This is a genomic window from Sedimenticola selenatireducens (assembly GCF_007625115.1).
Lineage (GTDB): Bacteria > Pseudomonadota > Gammaproteobacteria > Chromatiales > Chromatiaceae > Sedimenticola > Sedimenticola selenatireducens_A.
Genome location: NZ_VMNH01000033.1, coordinates 25,839 through 40,566 on the forward strand (window position 1 = coordinate 25,839; position 14,728 = coordinate 40,566).

Annotated in this window: 17 protein-coding genes; 14 read left to right on the top strand and 3 right to left on the bottom strand. The window is 49.2% G+C overall.

The annotated features are described in order from the left end of the window. Positions 1 to 105: 105 nt before the first annotated feature. The 5 genes from FHP88_RS18310 to kdsB are packed head-to-tail and all read left to right on the top strand — an operon-like array spanning position 106 to position 3,124. Complete coding sequence (locus FHP88_RS18310) at positions 106 to 720, top strand: MotA/TolQ/ExbB proton channel family protein (protein WP_144360583.1); 615 nt, start codon at positions 106 to 108, stop codon at positions 718 to 720. Positions 721 to 724: 4 nt separating this feature from the next. Next, entirely contained in the window at positions 725 to 1,150 is a 426-nt protein-coding gene (locus tag FHP88_RS18315; RefSeq protein WP_144360584.1) for an ExbD/TolR family protein, read from the top strand. Positions 1,151 to 1,157: 7 nt separating this feature from the next. After that, positions 1,158 to 2,141, top strand: a complete 984-nt coding sequence (gene lpxK / locus FHP88_RS18320) for a tetraacyldisaccharide 4'-kinase (protein WP_144360586.1) — start codon at positions 1,158 to 1,160, stop codon at positions 2,139 to 2,141. Further along, positions 2,134 to 2,316, top strand: coding sequence for a Trm112 family protein (locus FHP88_RS18325; protein WP_144360588.1), 183 nt, complete (start codon positions 2,134 to 2,136; stop codon positions 2,314 to 2,316). The genes lpxK and FHP88_RS18325 overlap by 8 nt, the downstream gene beginning before the upstream one ends. 40 nt (positions 2,317 to 2,356) lie before the next feature. Beyond that, positions 2,357 to 3,124 (top strand): 3-deoxy-manno-octulosonate cytidylyltransferase, encoded by a 768-nt coding sequence (kdsB, locus tag FHP88_RS18330; protein ID WP_144360590.1) that lies wholly within the window; start codon positions 2,357 to 2,359, stop codon positions 3,122 to 3,124. Positions 3,125 to 3,127: 3 nt separating this feature from the next. On the opposite strand, the gene FHP88_RS18335 is transcribed toward kdsB, so the two are convergent. Together FHP88_RS18335 and FHP88_RS18340 are read right to left on the bottom strand one after the other, a co-directional pair. Next, on the bottom strand, positions 3,128 to 3,385 hold the full coding sequence (locus tag FHP88_RS18335; protein ID WP_144360592.1) for a hypothetical protein: 258 nt from the start codon (positions 3,383 to 3,385) through the stop codon (positions 3,128 to 3,130). A 160-nt stretch (positions 3,386 to 3,545) separates the two neighbouring features. Further along, positions 3,546 to 3,908 carry a hypothetical protein gene (locus FHP88_RS18340; RefSeq protein WP_144360594.1) on the bottom strand — a complete coding sequence of 121 codons (363 nt, stop codon included), beginning with the start codon at positions 3,906 to 3,908 and terminating at the stop codon, positions 3,546 to 3,548. Between the two features lie 127 nt (positions 3,909 to 4,035). Between FHP88_RS18340 and FHP88_RS18345 the strand changes: the two genes are divergently transcribed. Beyond that, positions 4,036 to 4,518, top strand: coding sequence for a low molecular weight protein-tyrosine-phosphatase (locus tag FHP88_RS18345; RefSeq protein ID WP_144360596.1), 483 nt, complete (start codon positions 4,036 to 4,038; stop codon positions 4,516 to 4,518). Between the two features lie 79 nt (positions 4,519 to 4,597). On the opposite strand, the gene rne is transcribed toward FHP88_RS18345, so the two are convergent. Then, a complete protein-coding gene (gene rne, locus FHP88_RS18350) occupies positions 4,598 to 7,651 on the bottom strand; it encodes a ribonuclease E (RefSeq protein WP_144360598.1) in 3,054 nt (1,017 codons plus the stop codon). Between the two features lie 513 nt (positions 7,652 to 8,164). Here rne and rluC point away from each other — a divergent pair. The 8 genes from rluC to FHP88_RS18390 all read left to right on the top strand — a co-directional run. Beyond that, on the top strand, positions 8,165 to 9,151 hold the full coding sequence (rluC, locus tag FHP88_RS18355; protein WP_335341594.1) for a 23S rRNA pseudouridine(955/2504/2580) synthase RluC: 987 nt from the start codon (positions 8,165 to 8,167) through the stop codon (positions 9,149 to 9,151). 32 nt (positions 9,152 to 9,183) lie between these two features. Further along, the gene (locus FHP88_RS18360; protein WP_144360600.1) at positions 9,184 to 9,852 is read left to right on the top strand and encodes an HAD-IA family hydrolase; all 669 of its coding nucleotides are present in this window, start codon (positions 9,184 to 9,186) and stop codon (positions 9,850 to 9,852) included. A gap of 24 nt (positions 9,853 to 9,876) precedes the next feature. Continuing rightward, positions 9,877 to 10,851, top strand: a complete 975-nt coding sequence (gene sppA, locus FHP88_RS18365) for a signal peptide peptidase SppA (protein WP_144360602.1) — start codon at positions 9,877 to 9,879, stop codon at positions 10,849 to 10,851. Between the two features lie 206 nt (positions 10,852 to 11,057). Beyond that, positions 11,058 to 11,405, top strand: coding sequence for an ArsR/SmtB family transcription factor (locus tag FHP88_RS18370; protein WP_144360604.1), 348 nt, complete (start codon positions 11,058 to 11,060; stop codon positions 11,403 to 11,405). A gap of 72 nt (positions 11,406 to 11,477) precedes the next feature. Then, positions 11,478 to 11,708 (top strand): thioredoxin family protein, encoded by a 231-nt coding sequence (locus FHP88_RS18375; RefSeq protein ID WP_144360606.1) that lies wholly within the window; start codon positions 11,478 to 11,480, stop codon positions 11,706 to 11,708. 47 nt (positions 11,709 to 11,755) lie between these two features. After that, positions 11,756 to 12,757 (top strand): ArsJ-associated glyceraldehyde-3-phosphate dehydrogenase, encoded by a 1,002-nt coding sequence (locus FHP88_RS18380; protein WP_144360608.1) that lies wholly within the window; start codon positions 11,756 to 11,758, stop codon positions 12,755 to 12,757. Position 12,758: 1 nt separating this feature from the next. Then, a complete protein-coding gene (gene arsJ / locus FHP88_RS18385; protein ID WP_144360610.1) occupies positions 12,759 to 13,985 on the top strand; it encodes an organoarsenical effux MFS transporter ArsJ in 1,227 nt (408 codons plus the stop codon). Further along, positions 13,978 to 14,728, top strand: a 751-nt coding sequence (locus FHP88_RS18390; RefSeq protein WP_144360612.1) for a permease, incomplete at its 3' end; no start/stop codon positions are given. The genes arsJ and FHP88_RS18390, both read left to right, overlap by 8 nt.

Here is a 14,728-nt window from a genome sequence, read left to right on the forward strand (position 1 = left end):
GCCTAACAGCTTTTGATCAGGGTGTGTAATACAGTATGATACAACTCATCTTATGGGCGATTGCCCCTTGATCGGCAAAATTCAACTCCAGAGGGAATAGAGAAGGTGTTTGAACTGGTTAAAGCCGGCGGTATCCTAATGCTGCCCATCATCGTATGCTCAATCGTTGCCCTGGCAATCATATTTGAGCGTCTATGGGCACTGCGCTCGCAACGTGTCATCCCCAACAACCTGGTGGCGCAGATCTGGCAACTGCACAGCAAAGGTCAATTGACCAATGCCCATGTAGTGACAGTCAAAGAGGGTTCACCCTTGGGGCGTATTCTGGCGGCGGGTTTAGTGAATCGCCAGCACTCCAGAATTGTCATGAAAGAGGCTATAGAGGAGGTGGGGCGTCAAGTCGTTCATGAATTGGAGCGGTATCTCAATACACTGGGCACCATCGCTTCAATAGCACCGCTGTTGGGGTTGTTAGGTACGGTAATCGGAATGATCAAGGTGTTTGCAGCCATTATGACTGCAGGCGTGGGTAATCCGACCGTACTGGCAGGGGGCATCTCCGAGGCCTTGATAACCACCGCTGCTGGATTGTCAGTGGCCATTCCCAGTCTGATGTTCCATCGTTACTTTGGTGGAAAAGTGGAACGACTGGTGGTGAAGATGGAAGAGCAGGCCTTGAAGATGGTTGAAGTGATGCAGGGCGAGCGCGAGCAAGGGTAATCACGTGAATTTACGCCCGCATCGTAAAGAGTCTCCTGAACTCAATCTGACGCCACTGATTGATGTGGTATTTTTGCTGTTGATCTTCTTTATGGTTTCGACCACCTTTGATAAAGAGTCCCGTATCAAGGTCGAATTGCCGACGGCTGCTACGCAGGATGAGCAGGTTGAAGACGAGAAGGTGCTACAGATTACGGTAGATGCCAACGGTCGTTTCTATGTTGATGAGCGCGAAGTAGTCAATACCGATGCCGATACACTCAAGCGTGCGATCGAAAAAGCGGCGGGTGTTCGGCGTGATTTACCCGTGATTATCAAGGCAGATGCCCGCGCTTCATTTCAGTCGGTATTTAAGGTGATGGATGTCACCAGCCAGTTAGGCTTTGTCAATATGACCTTTCCCGGTAAACAGCCGGTAGAGGCCAACTGACCTCTTTGTGAAACGTCTCGATCAGTATTGGTACAGTATTAATACTGTCTCCATCTTGCTCGTCCCTCTCTCCTGGGTATTTTGCCTGATCAGTTGGATTCGGCGGCAGGCTTATAAATACAACCTGTTAGCAACGCGGAAGATGCCAGTCCCCGTCATTGTGGTGGGCAATATCACCGTGGGAGGAACGGGTAAAACGCCCCTGGTTATCTGGTTGGCAGAGCACCTACGGCAGCAGGGTTTTAGCCCGGGAATTATTTCCAGAGGCTATGGTGGTAATGCCACTCATTGGCCAATTCAGGTAATGGATACGAGTGATCCAGCAGAGGTAGGCGATGAGCCTATCATGTTGGCAAGGCGTAGTGGGTGTCCTGTTTGGGTGGGCCCTGATCGACCGGTCACTGCCACGAAACTTCTGGATGCGACGGCCTGTAACATCATTATTTCAGATGATGGCCTGCAACACTATGCGCTGGCACGGGATATCGAGATCGCAGTGATTGATGGTGCGCGCGGTCTGGGGAATGGTCTCTGTTTACCGGCCGGTCCGCTTAGAGAAAAATCAAACCGACTCAGTACGGTTGATCTTGTGATTGCCAATGGCGCGTCTGATCTGACAACGCATCAAATGACGTTGGTGCCAGGTGATTTGGTCAATCTAAAGGAAGATAATACCCGAGTGTCTACAGAGCAATTCCGTGGGGGTAGGGTGCATGGAATGGCCGGCATTGGCAATCCAACACGTTTCTTCAATACACTCCGGCAATTAGGACTAGACGTTGAAGCGCACGCCTTTCCAGATCACCATTCTTTCCGTGCGGCAGAGATAACACCAGATGATACACTGCCAGTGATTATTACTGAGAAAGATGCGGTAAAATGTACAGGCTTTGCCCAACAGCGTCACTGGTATCTTGAGGTCAGTGCTGAGCTGGATGCCGGGTTCATTCAACAACTGGATAAACAGATTAGAGAATTGAAAGATGGATAAAAAACTGCTCGATATACTGGTATGCCCGCTCTGCAAAAGTAAGCTCACCTATAACCGTAAGGGGAGTGAATTGATCTGCAAGGCGGATCGCCTGGGTTTCCCTATTCGTGATGGCATCCCTGTCATGCTGGAGGATGAGGCCAGGAAACTGCCTGCAGATGAAGATATAGAGTAACGGCACCTGATGATTATTCACTTCAATACTTGGAACCGTTATGAACTTTAAGGTCGTTATTCCTGCTCGGTATGCGTCAACCCGCCTGCCTGGGAAGCCTCTGCTGAATATTGGTGGCAAGCCGATGATTCAACATGTGCATACCCGTGCCATCGAGAGTGGCGCCGATCAAGTTGTTGTAGCAACGGATGACATCCGTATAGCCGATTGCGTCCGAGATTTCGGTGGAGAAGTCTGTATAACTCAGGCTGATCACCGAAGTGGAACAGACCGTATTGCTGAGGTGGTAAAACAGTACGGCTGGCAAGAAGATGAAATCGTAGTAAATCTGCAAGGTGATGAACCGGATATGCCGTCTGCGCTCTTGCTTCAGGTGGCAAAGGATATGGCTGCCCATACCGACGCTTCAATGACGACGTTGAGCGCGAAGATGAGTGAAAAGTCACAACTGTTTGATCCCAACGTCGTGAAATTAGTAACGGATGCCAAGGGCTATGCACTCTATTTCAGTCGTGCGCCGATCCCTTGGAATAGAGACCAGTTTGCAGATCAGGCAAACATTCCAGATCTGGTTGAAGGGCATCACCGTCACATAGGTCTGTATGCCTACCGTGCCGGATTTCTTGCGCGTTATGTTCAGTGGCAACCCGCACCGTTAGAAGCGTTGGAATCCTTGGAACAGCTGCGAGTGCTTTGGCAGGGTGAAAAAATACATGTCAGTGAGGCGACAATCATGCCGGGGCATGGGGTGGACACACAACAGGATCTTGATCTGGTCAATAGACTATTCCAACAGCGTAGCAACTGAAGCTTAATTCAAACCAGGTGGTATAACTTTGTTGGAAAGTAGCTCGAGCAACTCCTCAGAGAGCGAGTCGGGTGTATTTCCAAAGAGTGGTAGGGTAATGGTTTCTGGTCCTTTCCTGGACGGTTCACCAAACAGATTAGTCTGGATGATTGCTTGACTCGAAGGATCAGACAACACCACGCTGCCTTCATCAGCCAACACCTCATGCAGAACCCAAACTCTGCCCAGGTGGTTAAAGTGGCTGCCAATTAGTGTGCGCATGCGCTGAATAAAATCCTGATCTTCCAAAATGCCGGTCCCGATTGAGTGGGTTAAACCATGAAGAAAACGGTAAGGGTAACGATTAAAAGTATAAGTTGGGACGGGTTTTAGTCATTCAATCCCTTATTGCGATATTTATCAATCATCACAGGGCATAGTATCAATAGTGTTGATAGCCCATTAATAGATCGCTTTTCCTTCGACCATGGCTTGAGCGGCGATCATCACTCTGTCTAAGAGATCGGCGACGTTCTATTCTGTAACGTCGGGATTTGTGACCTCGCCGATCGACAATACCTTCATAGACACAACGACATTCGGGTGAGTTACAACTGGGCAGTGGAAGCACGGGTGCTTCATTGATCTGGAACACTTTGTCCAGTAGTGAAATAGCACTTTTACATCCGCAGCGGCTCACTCTGACAAGGATAAATCGCTGATATTCCGCTATCTTTTTGAGCTGCTTCTGGCGCAACAGATCGCTGCTGGGCGATTCAGTGTTCTGTTTAAAAAACCATCCCATAATGATCATCCATGTCGGTCAATAGAGGTATACTCTCATTATAGATGACTACTTGTCGAATGAAGATATTCCATATTTTTGATAACGTATCATTAGGTCTATTAATAATGGGTTATTGGTTGAATTCATGAAAAAAGTATCCGTTTTGTTCGTCTGCATGGGCAATATCTGTCGGTCTCCCACGGCACATGGCGTTTTTGAAGGCTTGGTAGAGCGTGCGGGTTTACAGGGGAATATCAGCGTCGATTCAGCGGGTACCCATGCCTATCATGTTGGCAGTTCTCCAGATTCTCGATCACAAAAAACAGCCGCAAGCAGAGGTGTTGATCTGAGTGGGCAACGCGCACGACAAGCTGACCGCAAGGATTTTGAGCAATTCGACTATATTATTGCGATGGATCGAGACAATCTTTCCAATTTGCAATTTATCGCACCACCCGAAGGGAAGCATAAATTGTATCTGTTATTGGATTTTGCCCCTGAGTTGGGCGTTAAAGAAGTACCAGACCCCTATTATGGGGGGGATAAGGGTTTTGATAAGGTATTCGACCTGGTCTATGCTGCTTCCGAAAGACTCCTGGCGAGCATCAAGGCTGAACACCAACTTTAATCACGTTAAATTTCAGGATAAACAAAAACAGGCCGGTGGAAATAACCACCGGCCTGTTTTTTGTCTGAAAGTGTGAGGCTTAGTCTTTATTTTCAGGTGTGGATTTCACATCCGCTTTGGGTCGTTCTGCTTCAACCGTGCTTTTCTGGGCAGATTCGGGTTTAGCGGCAGGCGCTGCTGTCTTTGGCGTATCGGCGGCGGTCTTTACCGCAGCAGCTCCACCCGTAGATACAGGCTCCATTCTGGGCTTTGTTTCCACCTGACGAAGCGGTTGTGTGGAAACCGGCTTACTTTCAGGTTTAACAACAGGTGTTGGAGCTGGCTTTGGTGTCGCTACTGGCGCTGGTGTAGGTTGTGGCGCTTTTTCAGCCATAGGCTTTGTTTCGACTTGACGAAGCGGTTGGGCCGGAACAGGTTTGGGCTTTTGCTCGGGCATCTTGGCAGGTGCTGATGCAGCAGGTTTTTCGGTTACCTGTTTTGGCTGTGTCGATACAGTCTCAGCAGGTTTTGCCGAAGTGGGTTTGGTTTCTACTTGACGCAAAACCGGCTCGTTTGAGGAGGCAGGCTTCTCTGCGGCTTTTGTTGCAGGTGTTGGCTTTGTCTGCTGTGAGATGGCAGCCGATTGCGTACTAGGCGCTTCCTGTTTCTCCGGTACGGGTGCAGGTTTCTCAGTGGCTGACTTTGCCGTTTCTGCTTTGTGTGTTTGAGAAGGCGAGGCGATAGCATTACTGGACGAAGCAGGCGCCTCGCTTGGGCGTTCCACCTTTTCTACAGGTTTAGCGGCTGCAGGTGCAACTTTATCAACTGGTTGCGCAGGGCTTTGTGACTGCTCAGGTTTGCTGTCAGATGATTTCTCTGCCACAGCTTCTTGCTTCTCCATGCGATTCGGTTCGTCTGAATTGCGTGGTTTGCGCGCTGATTGACTACGGCTGGCTCTTGGCTTGGATGTGGATTGCTCACCCGCATCGGCCGATTGGTTTTCTGCTGTCTCAGGAGCCTTCTCCTGATTTTCAGTGGACACCTGATTGGCTGATTCGTTTTCACCCGTATTGGTTTTCCGTCTACGACGCCCACCGCGACGACCACGCCGGGAGCTGCGCTTAGGTTCTTCATTGCCGCTTGCTTGTTCATTTGCCGGTTTATTAACCAGGTTTTCTGGTTTCTGCTCTTGTGAGGTCTTTGTTTCCTCTCGGTTTTCTGTCTGTTTTACAGCGGTTTTATCTTCCTGGCGTGGAGTAGATTGAGCGCGAGTGTCATCGCTCTTTTTTCTATTGGCCTGTTTAGGTTTATTGGGCCGGTTCGTATTGGATCGTTTGTTGTCGTCCTGGCTTGAACGGGTACGCTTGTCACGCCCCTTGGATTCTGCGCGCTTTGGACTTTCACGTTTTACGGGCTTCGCCGGTTGTTCTGTAGCCTGCTCTGCGGAATCACCGCCGATAATGGCTTTCCAGAGTTTACTGAAGAATCCTTTTTCTCTCGGCTGCACTTCCGCTACAGGAGTTTTTGCCTGAGGAGTGGGGGCAGGAGATGACGGAATGAATCGTTTTACCGTCGGCTCTTCAGGTGTTGCATCACCTGGTTTGGCAAAGTCAGGTTTCTTGTCTTCAGGTTCAGCCATCATTTTGTAGCTGGCTACCTCTTCCTCATCTTCGTTTACATCCTGATCACGAACACGTTCAATCTCGTAGTGTGGTGTATCAAAATGGATGTTTGGTATGAGTACTACACTGACATTTTGCCGTTGCTCAATGTCATGAATCATCTGACGCTTTTCATTCAGCAGAAATGTCGCTACATCGACCGGTAATTGGGCATTTATACGGAGCGTATTCTCTTTCATCGCGTGCTCTTCAATGATTCTGAGCACCGATAGCGCAAGGGATTCAACGCCACGGATAAAACCATGCCCATCACAGCGTGGGCAGACATGCAGCATTGATTCGCCTAGTGAAGGTCTAAGTCTCTGGCGCGACAATTCAAGTAGGCCGAAGCGTGATATACGACCGAGCTGAACGCGTGCACGGTCTTGCTTCATGGCCTCTTTAAGGCGGTTTTCAACTTCCCGCTGATTTCGTGTCGGGGTCATATCGATAAAATCGATAACAAACAGACCGCCCATATCACGCATTCTCAACTGACGCGCGATTTCATCGGCGGCTTCCAGATTGGTATTGAGTGCGGTTTCCTCGATGTCTGCCCCCTTGGTTGAGCGAGCAGAGTTAATATCGACAGAGGTGAGCGCCTCGGTATGGTCGATCACAATCGCACCGCCCGATGGCAAGCGTACTTCCCGCTGGAAGGCTGATTCGATCTGACTCTCAATCTGATAGCGGCTGAACAGGGGCACTTCGTCCGTATAATGGCGCACTTTACGCAGGTTATGCGGCATAACCTGTTCGATAAACTCACAAGCCTCTTGATAGACTTCCTCGTGATCAATAACGATCTCACCGATATCCTGGCGCAAGTGATCGCGAATAGAACGAATGATGACGTTGCTTTCCTGATAGATCAGGAAGGGGGCGGCTTTCTCTTTGGCTGAAGACTCAATAGCGCTCCACAGTTGCAGCAGATAATTGAGGTCCCACTGCAAATCTTCCTGGCTCTTTCCAATACCGGCAGTACGTACTATCAGCCCCGATCCATCTGGGATTTCAAGACCGGACATGGCATCACGCAGGTCATTACGTTCCTGGCCTTCAATGCGCCGGGATATGCCGCCCGCCCTTGGATTGTTCGGCATCAGAACCAGATAACGGCCAGCCAGGGATATGAAGGTAGTCAGAGCGGCGCCTTTATTACCGCGCTCCTCTTTTTCGATTTGTACGACGACCTCTTGCCCTTCTTTAATCGCATCCTTGATTTGTACGCGTCCACCTGATTCGCGAGCGGAGTCAGTAAAATAGTGGCGGGAGATCTCTTTGAGGGGGAGGAATCCATGACGTTCAGAACCGTACTCAACAAAGGCGGCTTCAAGGCTGGGCTCAACCCGGGTGACTCTTCCTTTGTAGATATTGGCTTTTTTCTGTTCGCGTCCGGCTGTTTCGATATCCAGGTTAAAAAGTTTTTGGCCATCCACGATGGCAACACGCAACTCCTCAGGCTGAGTTGCGTTGATCAACATACGTTTCATATTGTGATATTCCCAGGGCGCGCTCTGTTCAAACAGTACCCAAGGATCTGTATTCACAGATCTACCGGAAAACTCCCAGTATCTTGATTCCCATTCGAATTCAGGACTGCTCACGAAGTTGAATTAGCGAAAATCGCCTGTTCAACATGGCAGCAGCTTTATAGCGCGCCGTTAATTATGTGCATCGTCAGCTTATTCAGCCCGATGCGTTCTTTTGTTATGCCGTTGGCAGGTACTCGATGTACTGATCGATCTATCTCACAAAGCTTGCGAGAGATCTGATCGCCTGGCAGTAACCAAACGACACACCACTAGGATGTGCGTTCTGTATTCAGTTTGCTCATAGCAGATTCAGATAGCCCTATTAGCTAATTGAACCGCTAACGCGGGATTATAGCTTTCTTAAGCAGGTGCAGCAAATATGATGTGTGTACAGGGTGTTACGCATTTTTCGAAGGCGTTAAAGTTGCCATCAATTGACCCACCAAAAGGGCATAAAAGTAGTTCTTTTCTATGAGTCAGGTGGTTGAAACTGGTATTATTGCCCCTATGTCACTACCAGAAAAAACCAGCAACGCCGTTCATATCCTCGCTATTGAGTCAGGCTATGAGGGCCAAAGAATCGATAATTTTTTGATTAATTATCTCAAAGGTGTACCCAAAAGTTTGGTTTACCGGATTTTGCGTAAAGGTGAGGTTCGCGTCAATAAGGGGCGTATTCAAGCAAGTTATCGACTTCAGGTGGGAGATCAAGTCAGAATCCCCCCGGTTCGCATGGCAGAAAAGGAGCCGCAGACAAGATTGGATGATCGCCTCCTGAACAGACTGGAAGCGGCGATACTCTTCGAAGACAAGCGGGTTATTGTCTTGAATAAGCCGTCCGGATTGGCAGTACATGGCGGCAGTGGGCTCAATTTTGGTGTTATCGAGGCTGTACGGCAGATGCGCCCGGATGAGCGTCAGCTGGAATTGGTTCACCGCCTGGACAGGGATACCTCAGGTTGCCTGTTGATTGCCAAAAAGCGCAGTGCATTGCGTTCTTTGCATGAACTGATGCGTACTGGAGGAATCGATAAGCGGTACCTGGCCCTCGTGAATGGGCATTGGCATCGCGATCGTATCGATGTGGACGTACCGCTATTGAAGAATACCCTTCAAGGGGGTGAGCGTGTGGTGGTGGTTGATCCACGAGGCAAGGAATCATTGACTCGATTCAGTGTCAGACAGCGCTATAGCCATTATATGTTGGTCGAGGCGCGACTCATGACAGGGCGAACCCACCAGATCAGGGTGCATGCGGCTCATCTGGATACCCCCATTTTAGGGGATGACAAGTATGGTGATGCTGAAGCCAACAAGCAGGCCAGATCTCTGGGGCTAAAGCGCCTGTTCTTACACGCAGAGACATTACGTTTTAGATGGCCAGATGAGAAACAGGATCAGCACTTCAAGGCTCCCCTGGAGCCCGAGTTAAACAAATTTTTATCCGCACTTAAATGAGTTGTGATCTGTAGTTAAGTGGTATCGAACAGATGAATCGTAATTTCAAACTCCTAGTATTTGATTGGGATGGCACTCTGATGGACTCAGAGGCGAGGATCGTCTCCTGTGTGCGGGCTGCGGCCAGGGATATGGAGATTTCTACCCCTACCGATGACCAGATACGCAATATTATCGGACTGGGGCTTAAAGAGGCCCTGGAGGTGCTCTTTCCTGGGACGAATAATCACTTTAAAGAGCAGTTCATCGATCATTATCGTCGTTATTTTCTCAATGAAGACAGCACGCCCTCGCTGCTTTTCCCCAGCGCTCTGGAAGTTCTGAATGCGCTGGCGGAACAGAACTATCTATTGGCAGTGGCGACGGGGAAGGGGCGTCCTGGATTAAATAAGGTACTGGATGAAACTGGCTTAAGGCCGCTGTTCCATTCAACACGGTGTGCGGATGAGACTTTTTCCAAGCCCCATCCTGAGATGTTGCTGCAAATTATGGAAGAACTGGGTGCTGAGCCCGAAGAGACCCTGATGATTGGGGATACCGAGTATGATCTGCAGATGGCCATTAATGCCAAAACACATGGGTTGGCGGTCAGTTATGGCGTGCATGAAGTAAAACGGCTTAATCAATTCAATCCGCTGGGCTGTCTGGACGATATAGCCGAATTGACTCCCTGGTTGGAAGCGTACAGTAGACCAATCTAACGTTTAAATTCAGAGTAAACACAAATGGATAACCTGGAACAGGAAAAAGTGAAGCGCAAGGATGGCTGGGAACGCGATCTTCTGGAGAAGCTTGCCAGCTCATCAATTATTGAGCAGCGACGGGCCCGTCGTTGGGGTATCTTCTTTAAATTGCTTACCTTCGCCTATCTGGTGACGCTGCTCGTGCTGTGGATTCCGGATATGATCCCGGATGCGGCCATCAAGGCCACCAAAGAACACACGGCAATCATAGAGATCAAGGGCGTCATTGCCGATGACAGTGAGGCCAGTGCTGACAATGTCATTACCGCATTACGCGCGGCCTATGAAGACAAGAAAACCAAAGGGGTGATTCTGCGCATTAACAGTCCGGGCGGAAGTGCCGTTCAGGCTGGCTATATCAATGATGAGATTCAACGCCTGAAGGCGAAGCATAAAGACATTCCCGTCTACGCGGTTGTAACCGATATGGCAGCATCTGGTGGTTATTACATTGCCGTGGCGGCGGATGAAATCTATGTGGATAAGGCGAGTATTGTTGGCTCAATCGGTGTGCTGATGAGTACGTTTGGCTTTGAAAAAGGCATGGAGAAGTTAGGTGTTGAGCGGCGGCTGCTTACCGCTGGTGATCACAAGGGTATTCTTGATCCCTTCTCTCCATTGAAAGAGGAAGAGAAGCAACACGTGCAAACCATGCTCGATCAAGTGCATCAACAGTTCATCAACGAAGTAAAAGAGGGGCGGGGCGATCGACTCAAACCTAACGAGAAGATTTTCAGCGGCCTGTTCTGGTCAGGTGAAGAGAGTATTAACCTCGGTCTGGCAGACGGACTGGGCAGTAGCAGTTATGTGGCACGCGAGTTAATTAAGGCGGAGACGCTGGTCGATTACACCCAGTCAGAAGATATCTTTGAACGATTCGCCAAGCGTATCGGTGCCGGAGCGGCCGCATTTGTATCGAGCCGTGTAGGTTTGGAAGTGGCACCCTCACTGCGGTAACTTGCTGGGACAAACTAATACCGCTACCGCAACGGAAGTGCCCGTCAGAAAAGCCTGCTCTTTGAGCGGGCTTTTTTTTCGACAGGATAAGCGGCAAAAATCAGCTAATTTTCGACGCTAGAGTGATTTACTGAGATCGCTATTGCTATATCTAAAATGGTCGATATATAATGTATCTATCAAAATAAATATAGGGAAAAGTAGATATGCAACCCGAGTCTTTGTTCAGAGCGCTCTCTGATACAACCCGATTGCGGTGTTTGGCGTTGCTTGTGGGTCATGCGGAGCTTTGTGTCTGCGAATTAACTCACGCGCTGGCACTTCCCCAACCGAAGATATCCCACCATCTGGGTACCTTGCGAAAAGCAGGGCTGGTCTGTGATCGAAAGGAAGGGTTATGGATCTATTACCGTATCAACCCAGACTTACCGCAATGGGTTACCTCCATTCTTAGTACAACCGTTGCAGGTGTGCAGGACTTTGATCCCTATATCAGTGATGCCACGGCACTTTCGAAAATGCCCAATCGCCCTGGTGTTGTCTGTAGTGCCTGACAATTTAAAAGCGTCATAACAAAATATTTTCAAAATGATCAACTACCAAATAACAGAGAAGGCCATAGTGAAATGAAAACGATCAAAATCCTTGGATCAGGCTGCAAGAATTGTGAGACAACCGCGAAACTGGTTTCGCAAGTGGCTGAGGAAGCCGGTGTATCCATAGCACTGGAAAAGGTGACAGATATTGCCGCGATTATGGGGTATGGCGTCATGTCGACACCGGGTGTCGTTATCGACGAAAAAGTGGTGCACACAGGCGGTGTTCCATCGCTTGAACAGATTCGCCAGTGGTTTTGATGGGTCGCTGATACTGCAACAGATAAAAGCAGGGGAGTGTTTCTAAGATGTCGGTAAAAGTAGGAATCAATGGGTTTGGCCGTATGGGTCGATTGGCATTGCGTGTCGGTTGGGAGATGCCTGAGATTGAGTTTATCCAGATTAATGAGATCGCTACAGATGCTGTCGGTTCAGCTCATCTACTCAAGTTTGATTCAGCGCATGGGACATGGCAGCAGGATGCTACCGCTGAAAACCAGCAGATACATATTAACGAGAAGCGCATTGATCACACATCCAATAACGCGATTGGTGATACGGACTGGTCTGGTTGTGACATTGTTATAGAGGCCACCGGTAAACATCATAAGAAGCCTGAGTCACTTGACACCTATTTCAAACAGGGTGTTAAGAAGGTCATCGTTGCGGCACCAACAGAAGGTGCACTGAATATCGTCTATGGCATCAATGATGATCAATACAATCCCGTTGAGCATCATTTGCTGACAGCGGCGTCCTGCACCACCAACTGCCTCGCACCCGTCGTCAAGGTGATGCATGAAAAGATTGGCATCCTGCATGGCTGCATGACCACGATCCATGACATCACCAATACCCAGACCATCATTGATAAGGGACATAAGGATCTTCGTCGAGCCCGTGCCTGTGGAACATCACTGATACCAACATCGACCGGTTCTGCCAAGGCAATTACCAAGATATTCCCTGAGCTCAAGGGTAAGCTCAACGGCCATGCGGTGCGTGTGCCTGTGCTCAACAGCTCACTGACAGACTTTGTTTTTGAAGCGGCCAGACCGGTGACGGTTGAAGAGGTTAATGGTTATTTCAAATCCGCAGCGGAAGGGGAGTTGAAAGGAATCCTGGGATATGAAGAGCGGCCATTGGTGTCGGTTGATTATGTCAATGACCCCCGCTCATCAATTGTCGATGCCCTCTCTACCATGGTCATCGATCAGACACAGGTAAAGATATATGCCTGGTATGACAGTGAATGGGGTTATGTGAACCGCTTGATGGACCTCGCACGTAAGGTTGCGTTGAGTCTCTAGCATGGAGCGCAATTTATACAACTACCTGATCGTCACAGGCGGTTACTGGGCCTTTACCATAACCGATGGCGCCATCCGTATGTTGGTGGTGCTCTATTTTCATCTACTGGGTTATTCGCCCTTTGAAGTGGCGATGCTGTTTCTGTTCTATGAGTTCTTCGGTGTTGTAACCAATCTGGTGGGTGGTTGGCTTGGTGCGCGCATCGGGCTTAATCTCACCATGAACATCGGGATGGGTTTGCAAGTAGTGGCCTTGGTGATGCTCACCGTGCCGGATGCATGGCTGAGTGTTGTCTATGTTATGGCTGCCCAGGCGTTGTCAGGTATCGCAAAAGATCTGAACAAGATGTCGGCCAAGGCATCAGTCAAGATCATTGCGGGTACTGCCGAAGGCTCACGACTATTCAGATGGGTTGCTCTACTCACCGGTTCCAAGAATGCGTTAAAGGGCGCTGGTTTTTTTGTCGGGGCGGCCCTGTTGGATTGGTTGGGGTTCAGGATGGCTTTAGGTGTTCTGGCCACTCTGCTGTTTATTGTTTTGCTGATAACTGTAACCTTGCTGCCGACTGCTGTAGGCAAACTACAATCCAAACCAAAATTTACACAGGTATTTTCTAAAGTAGCGGCCATTAACTGGTTATCAGCGGCACGTTTTTTTCTGTTTGGTTCCCGTGATGTCTGGTTTGTTGTTGGCTTGCCGGTTTTTCTGGTTGAAATGCTTGGATGGTCACCTACAAAGGTGGGGGCATTTCTGGCGTTATGGATTATCGGTTACGGCATTGTTCAGGCCAGTGCACCAATGCTGCTGCGTCGCACCCATCACGGACAGGGACCGGGTGGTGATACAGCGCGTTTCTGGGCCTTTTTATTGGCACTGTTTCCGGCGGGTATTGCACTGGCATTGCAACAGGCATGGTCCAGTGAACTGGTACTAATCATCGGCCTTATTCTCTTTGGTATCGTGTTTGCCATAAACTCGGCCGTACACTCCTATCTTATTCTGGCCTATTCCGATCATGATAAGGTCGCCATGAATGTCGGTTTCTATTACATGGCCAATGCGGGTGGCCGTTTAATGGGCACGGTACTCTCCGGGTTGATCTATCAGACGCAAGGTCTAATCGGTTGTCTCTGGTGGTCAACGGCCTTTGTAATCGCCGCCAGTCTGATCTCCATGGGTCTTCCAGTTATTCAGTCTCTACAAAACAAGTTATCTGCAGATGTTTGAAGCACTCGCAAATCTGATTGTTTATAACGGACTGAAGTTCTCACCAGAAACTCCGGTCGGTGCGGCGTTGCATTTCTTTGTCATGGATGTAACAAAAATCTTTTTCATGCTAGTGATCATCATCTATGTAATGGGACTGCTGCGGGCGATGATTTCACCGGAGCGGGTTCGGGAGTACATTCGCAATCGCCCTGACTGGCAGGCGCGGGGCATGGCCGTATCTCTTGGTGCCATGACACCGTTCTGTTCCTGTTCATCTGTCCCGCTCTTTATCGGTTTTGTTGAGGCGGGTATTCCACTGGGTGTGACTTTCTCTTTTTTGATTGCATCGCCCATGATCAATGAAGTCGCAGCCGTTATTTTAATAGGTGTGCTTGGATGGAAACTGGCACTGCTCTACATTGTGGCGGGACTTGTCGTCGCCTGGTTTGGTGGGCTTATCATGCAGCGGTTTAAACCCGAACGCTGGGTTGAGGCCTATGTGTGGAAGATCCAGATGGGCGAAGTTGCACTGCCGGAGCAGGATAAATCGCTCAAAGGCAGGCATCAGTATGCTGTTGCAGAAGTCAAAGAGATTGTTGGACGAATATGGAAATGGGTATTTATCGGTATCGGCATAGGTGCGCTGTTTCATGGTTTCATACCGGAAGCTTGGGTGGCAGAGCATTTAGCCTCAGGAAACTGGTATGACGTACCGACCGCTGTTGTTGTCGGTGTACCCCTCTATTCCAATGCAACAGGAA

Coding starts and splice junctions, on each gene's coding strand:
- FHP88_RS18325 (WP_144360588.1), top strand. CDS start 2,134: ATGGATAAAAAACTGCTCGATATACTGGTATGCCCGCTCTGCAAAAGT.
- kdsB (WP_144360590.1), top strand. CDS start 2,357: ATGAACTTTAAGGTCGTTATTCCTGCTCGGTATGCGTCAACCCGCCTG.
- FHP88_RS18335 (WP_144360592.1), bottom strand. CDS start 3,385: ATGCGCACACTAATTGGCAGCCACTTTAACCACCTGGGCAGAGTTTGG.
- FHP88_RS18340 (WP_144360594.1), bottom strand. CDS start 3,908: ATGGGATGGTTTTTTAAACAGAACACTGAATCGCCCAGCAGCGATCTG.
- FHP88_RS18345 (WP_144360596.1), top strand. CDS start 4,036: ATGAAAAAAGTATCCGTTTTGTTCGTCTGCATGGGCAATATCTGTCGG.
- rne (WP_144360598.1), bottom strand. CDS start 7,651: ATGAAACGTATGTTGATCAACGCAACTCAGCCTGAGGAGTTGCGTGTT.
- rluC (WP_335341594.1), top strand. CDS start 8,165: ATGAGTCAGGTGGTTGAAACTGGTATTATTGCCCCTATGTCACTACCA.
- FHP88_RS18360 (WP_144360600.1), top strand. CDS start 9,184: ATGAATCGTAATTTCAAACTCCTAGTATTTGATTGGGATGGCACTCTG.
- sppA (WP_144360602.1), top strand. CDS start 9,877: ATGGATAACCTGGAACAGGAAAAAGTGAAGCGCAAGGATGGCTGGGAA.
- FHP88_RS18370 (WP_144360604.1), top strand. CDS start 11,058: ATGCAACCCGAGTCTTTGTTCAGAGCGCTCTCTGATACAACCCGATTG.
- FHP88_RS18375 (WP_144360606.1), top strand. CDS start 11,478: ATGAAAACGATCAAAATCCTTGGATCAGGCTGCAAGAATTGTGAGACA.
- FHP88_RS18380 (WP_144360608.1), top strand. CDS start 11,756: ATGTCGGTAAAAGTAGGAATCAATGGGTTTGGCCGTATGGGTCGATTG.
- arsJ (WP_144360610.1), top strand. CDS start 12,759: ATGGAGCGCAATTTATACAACTACCTGATCGTCACAGGCGGTTACTGG.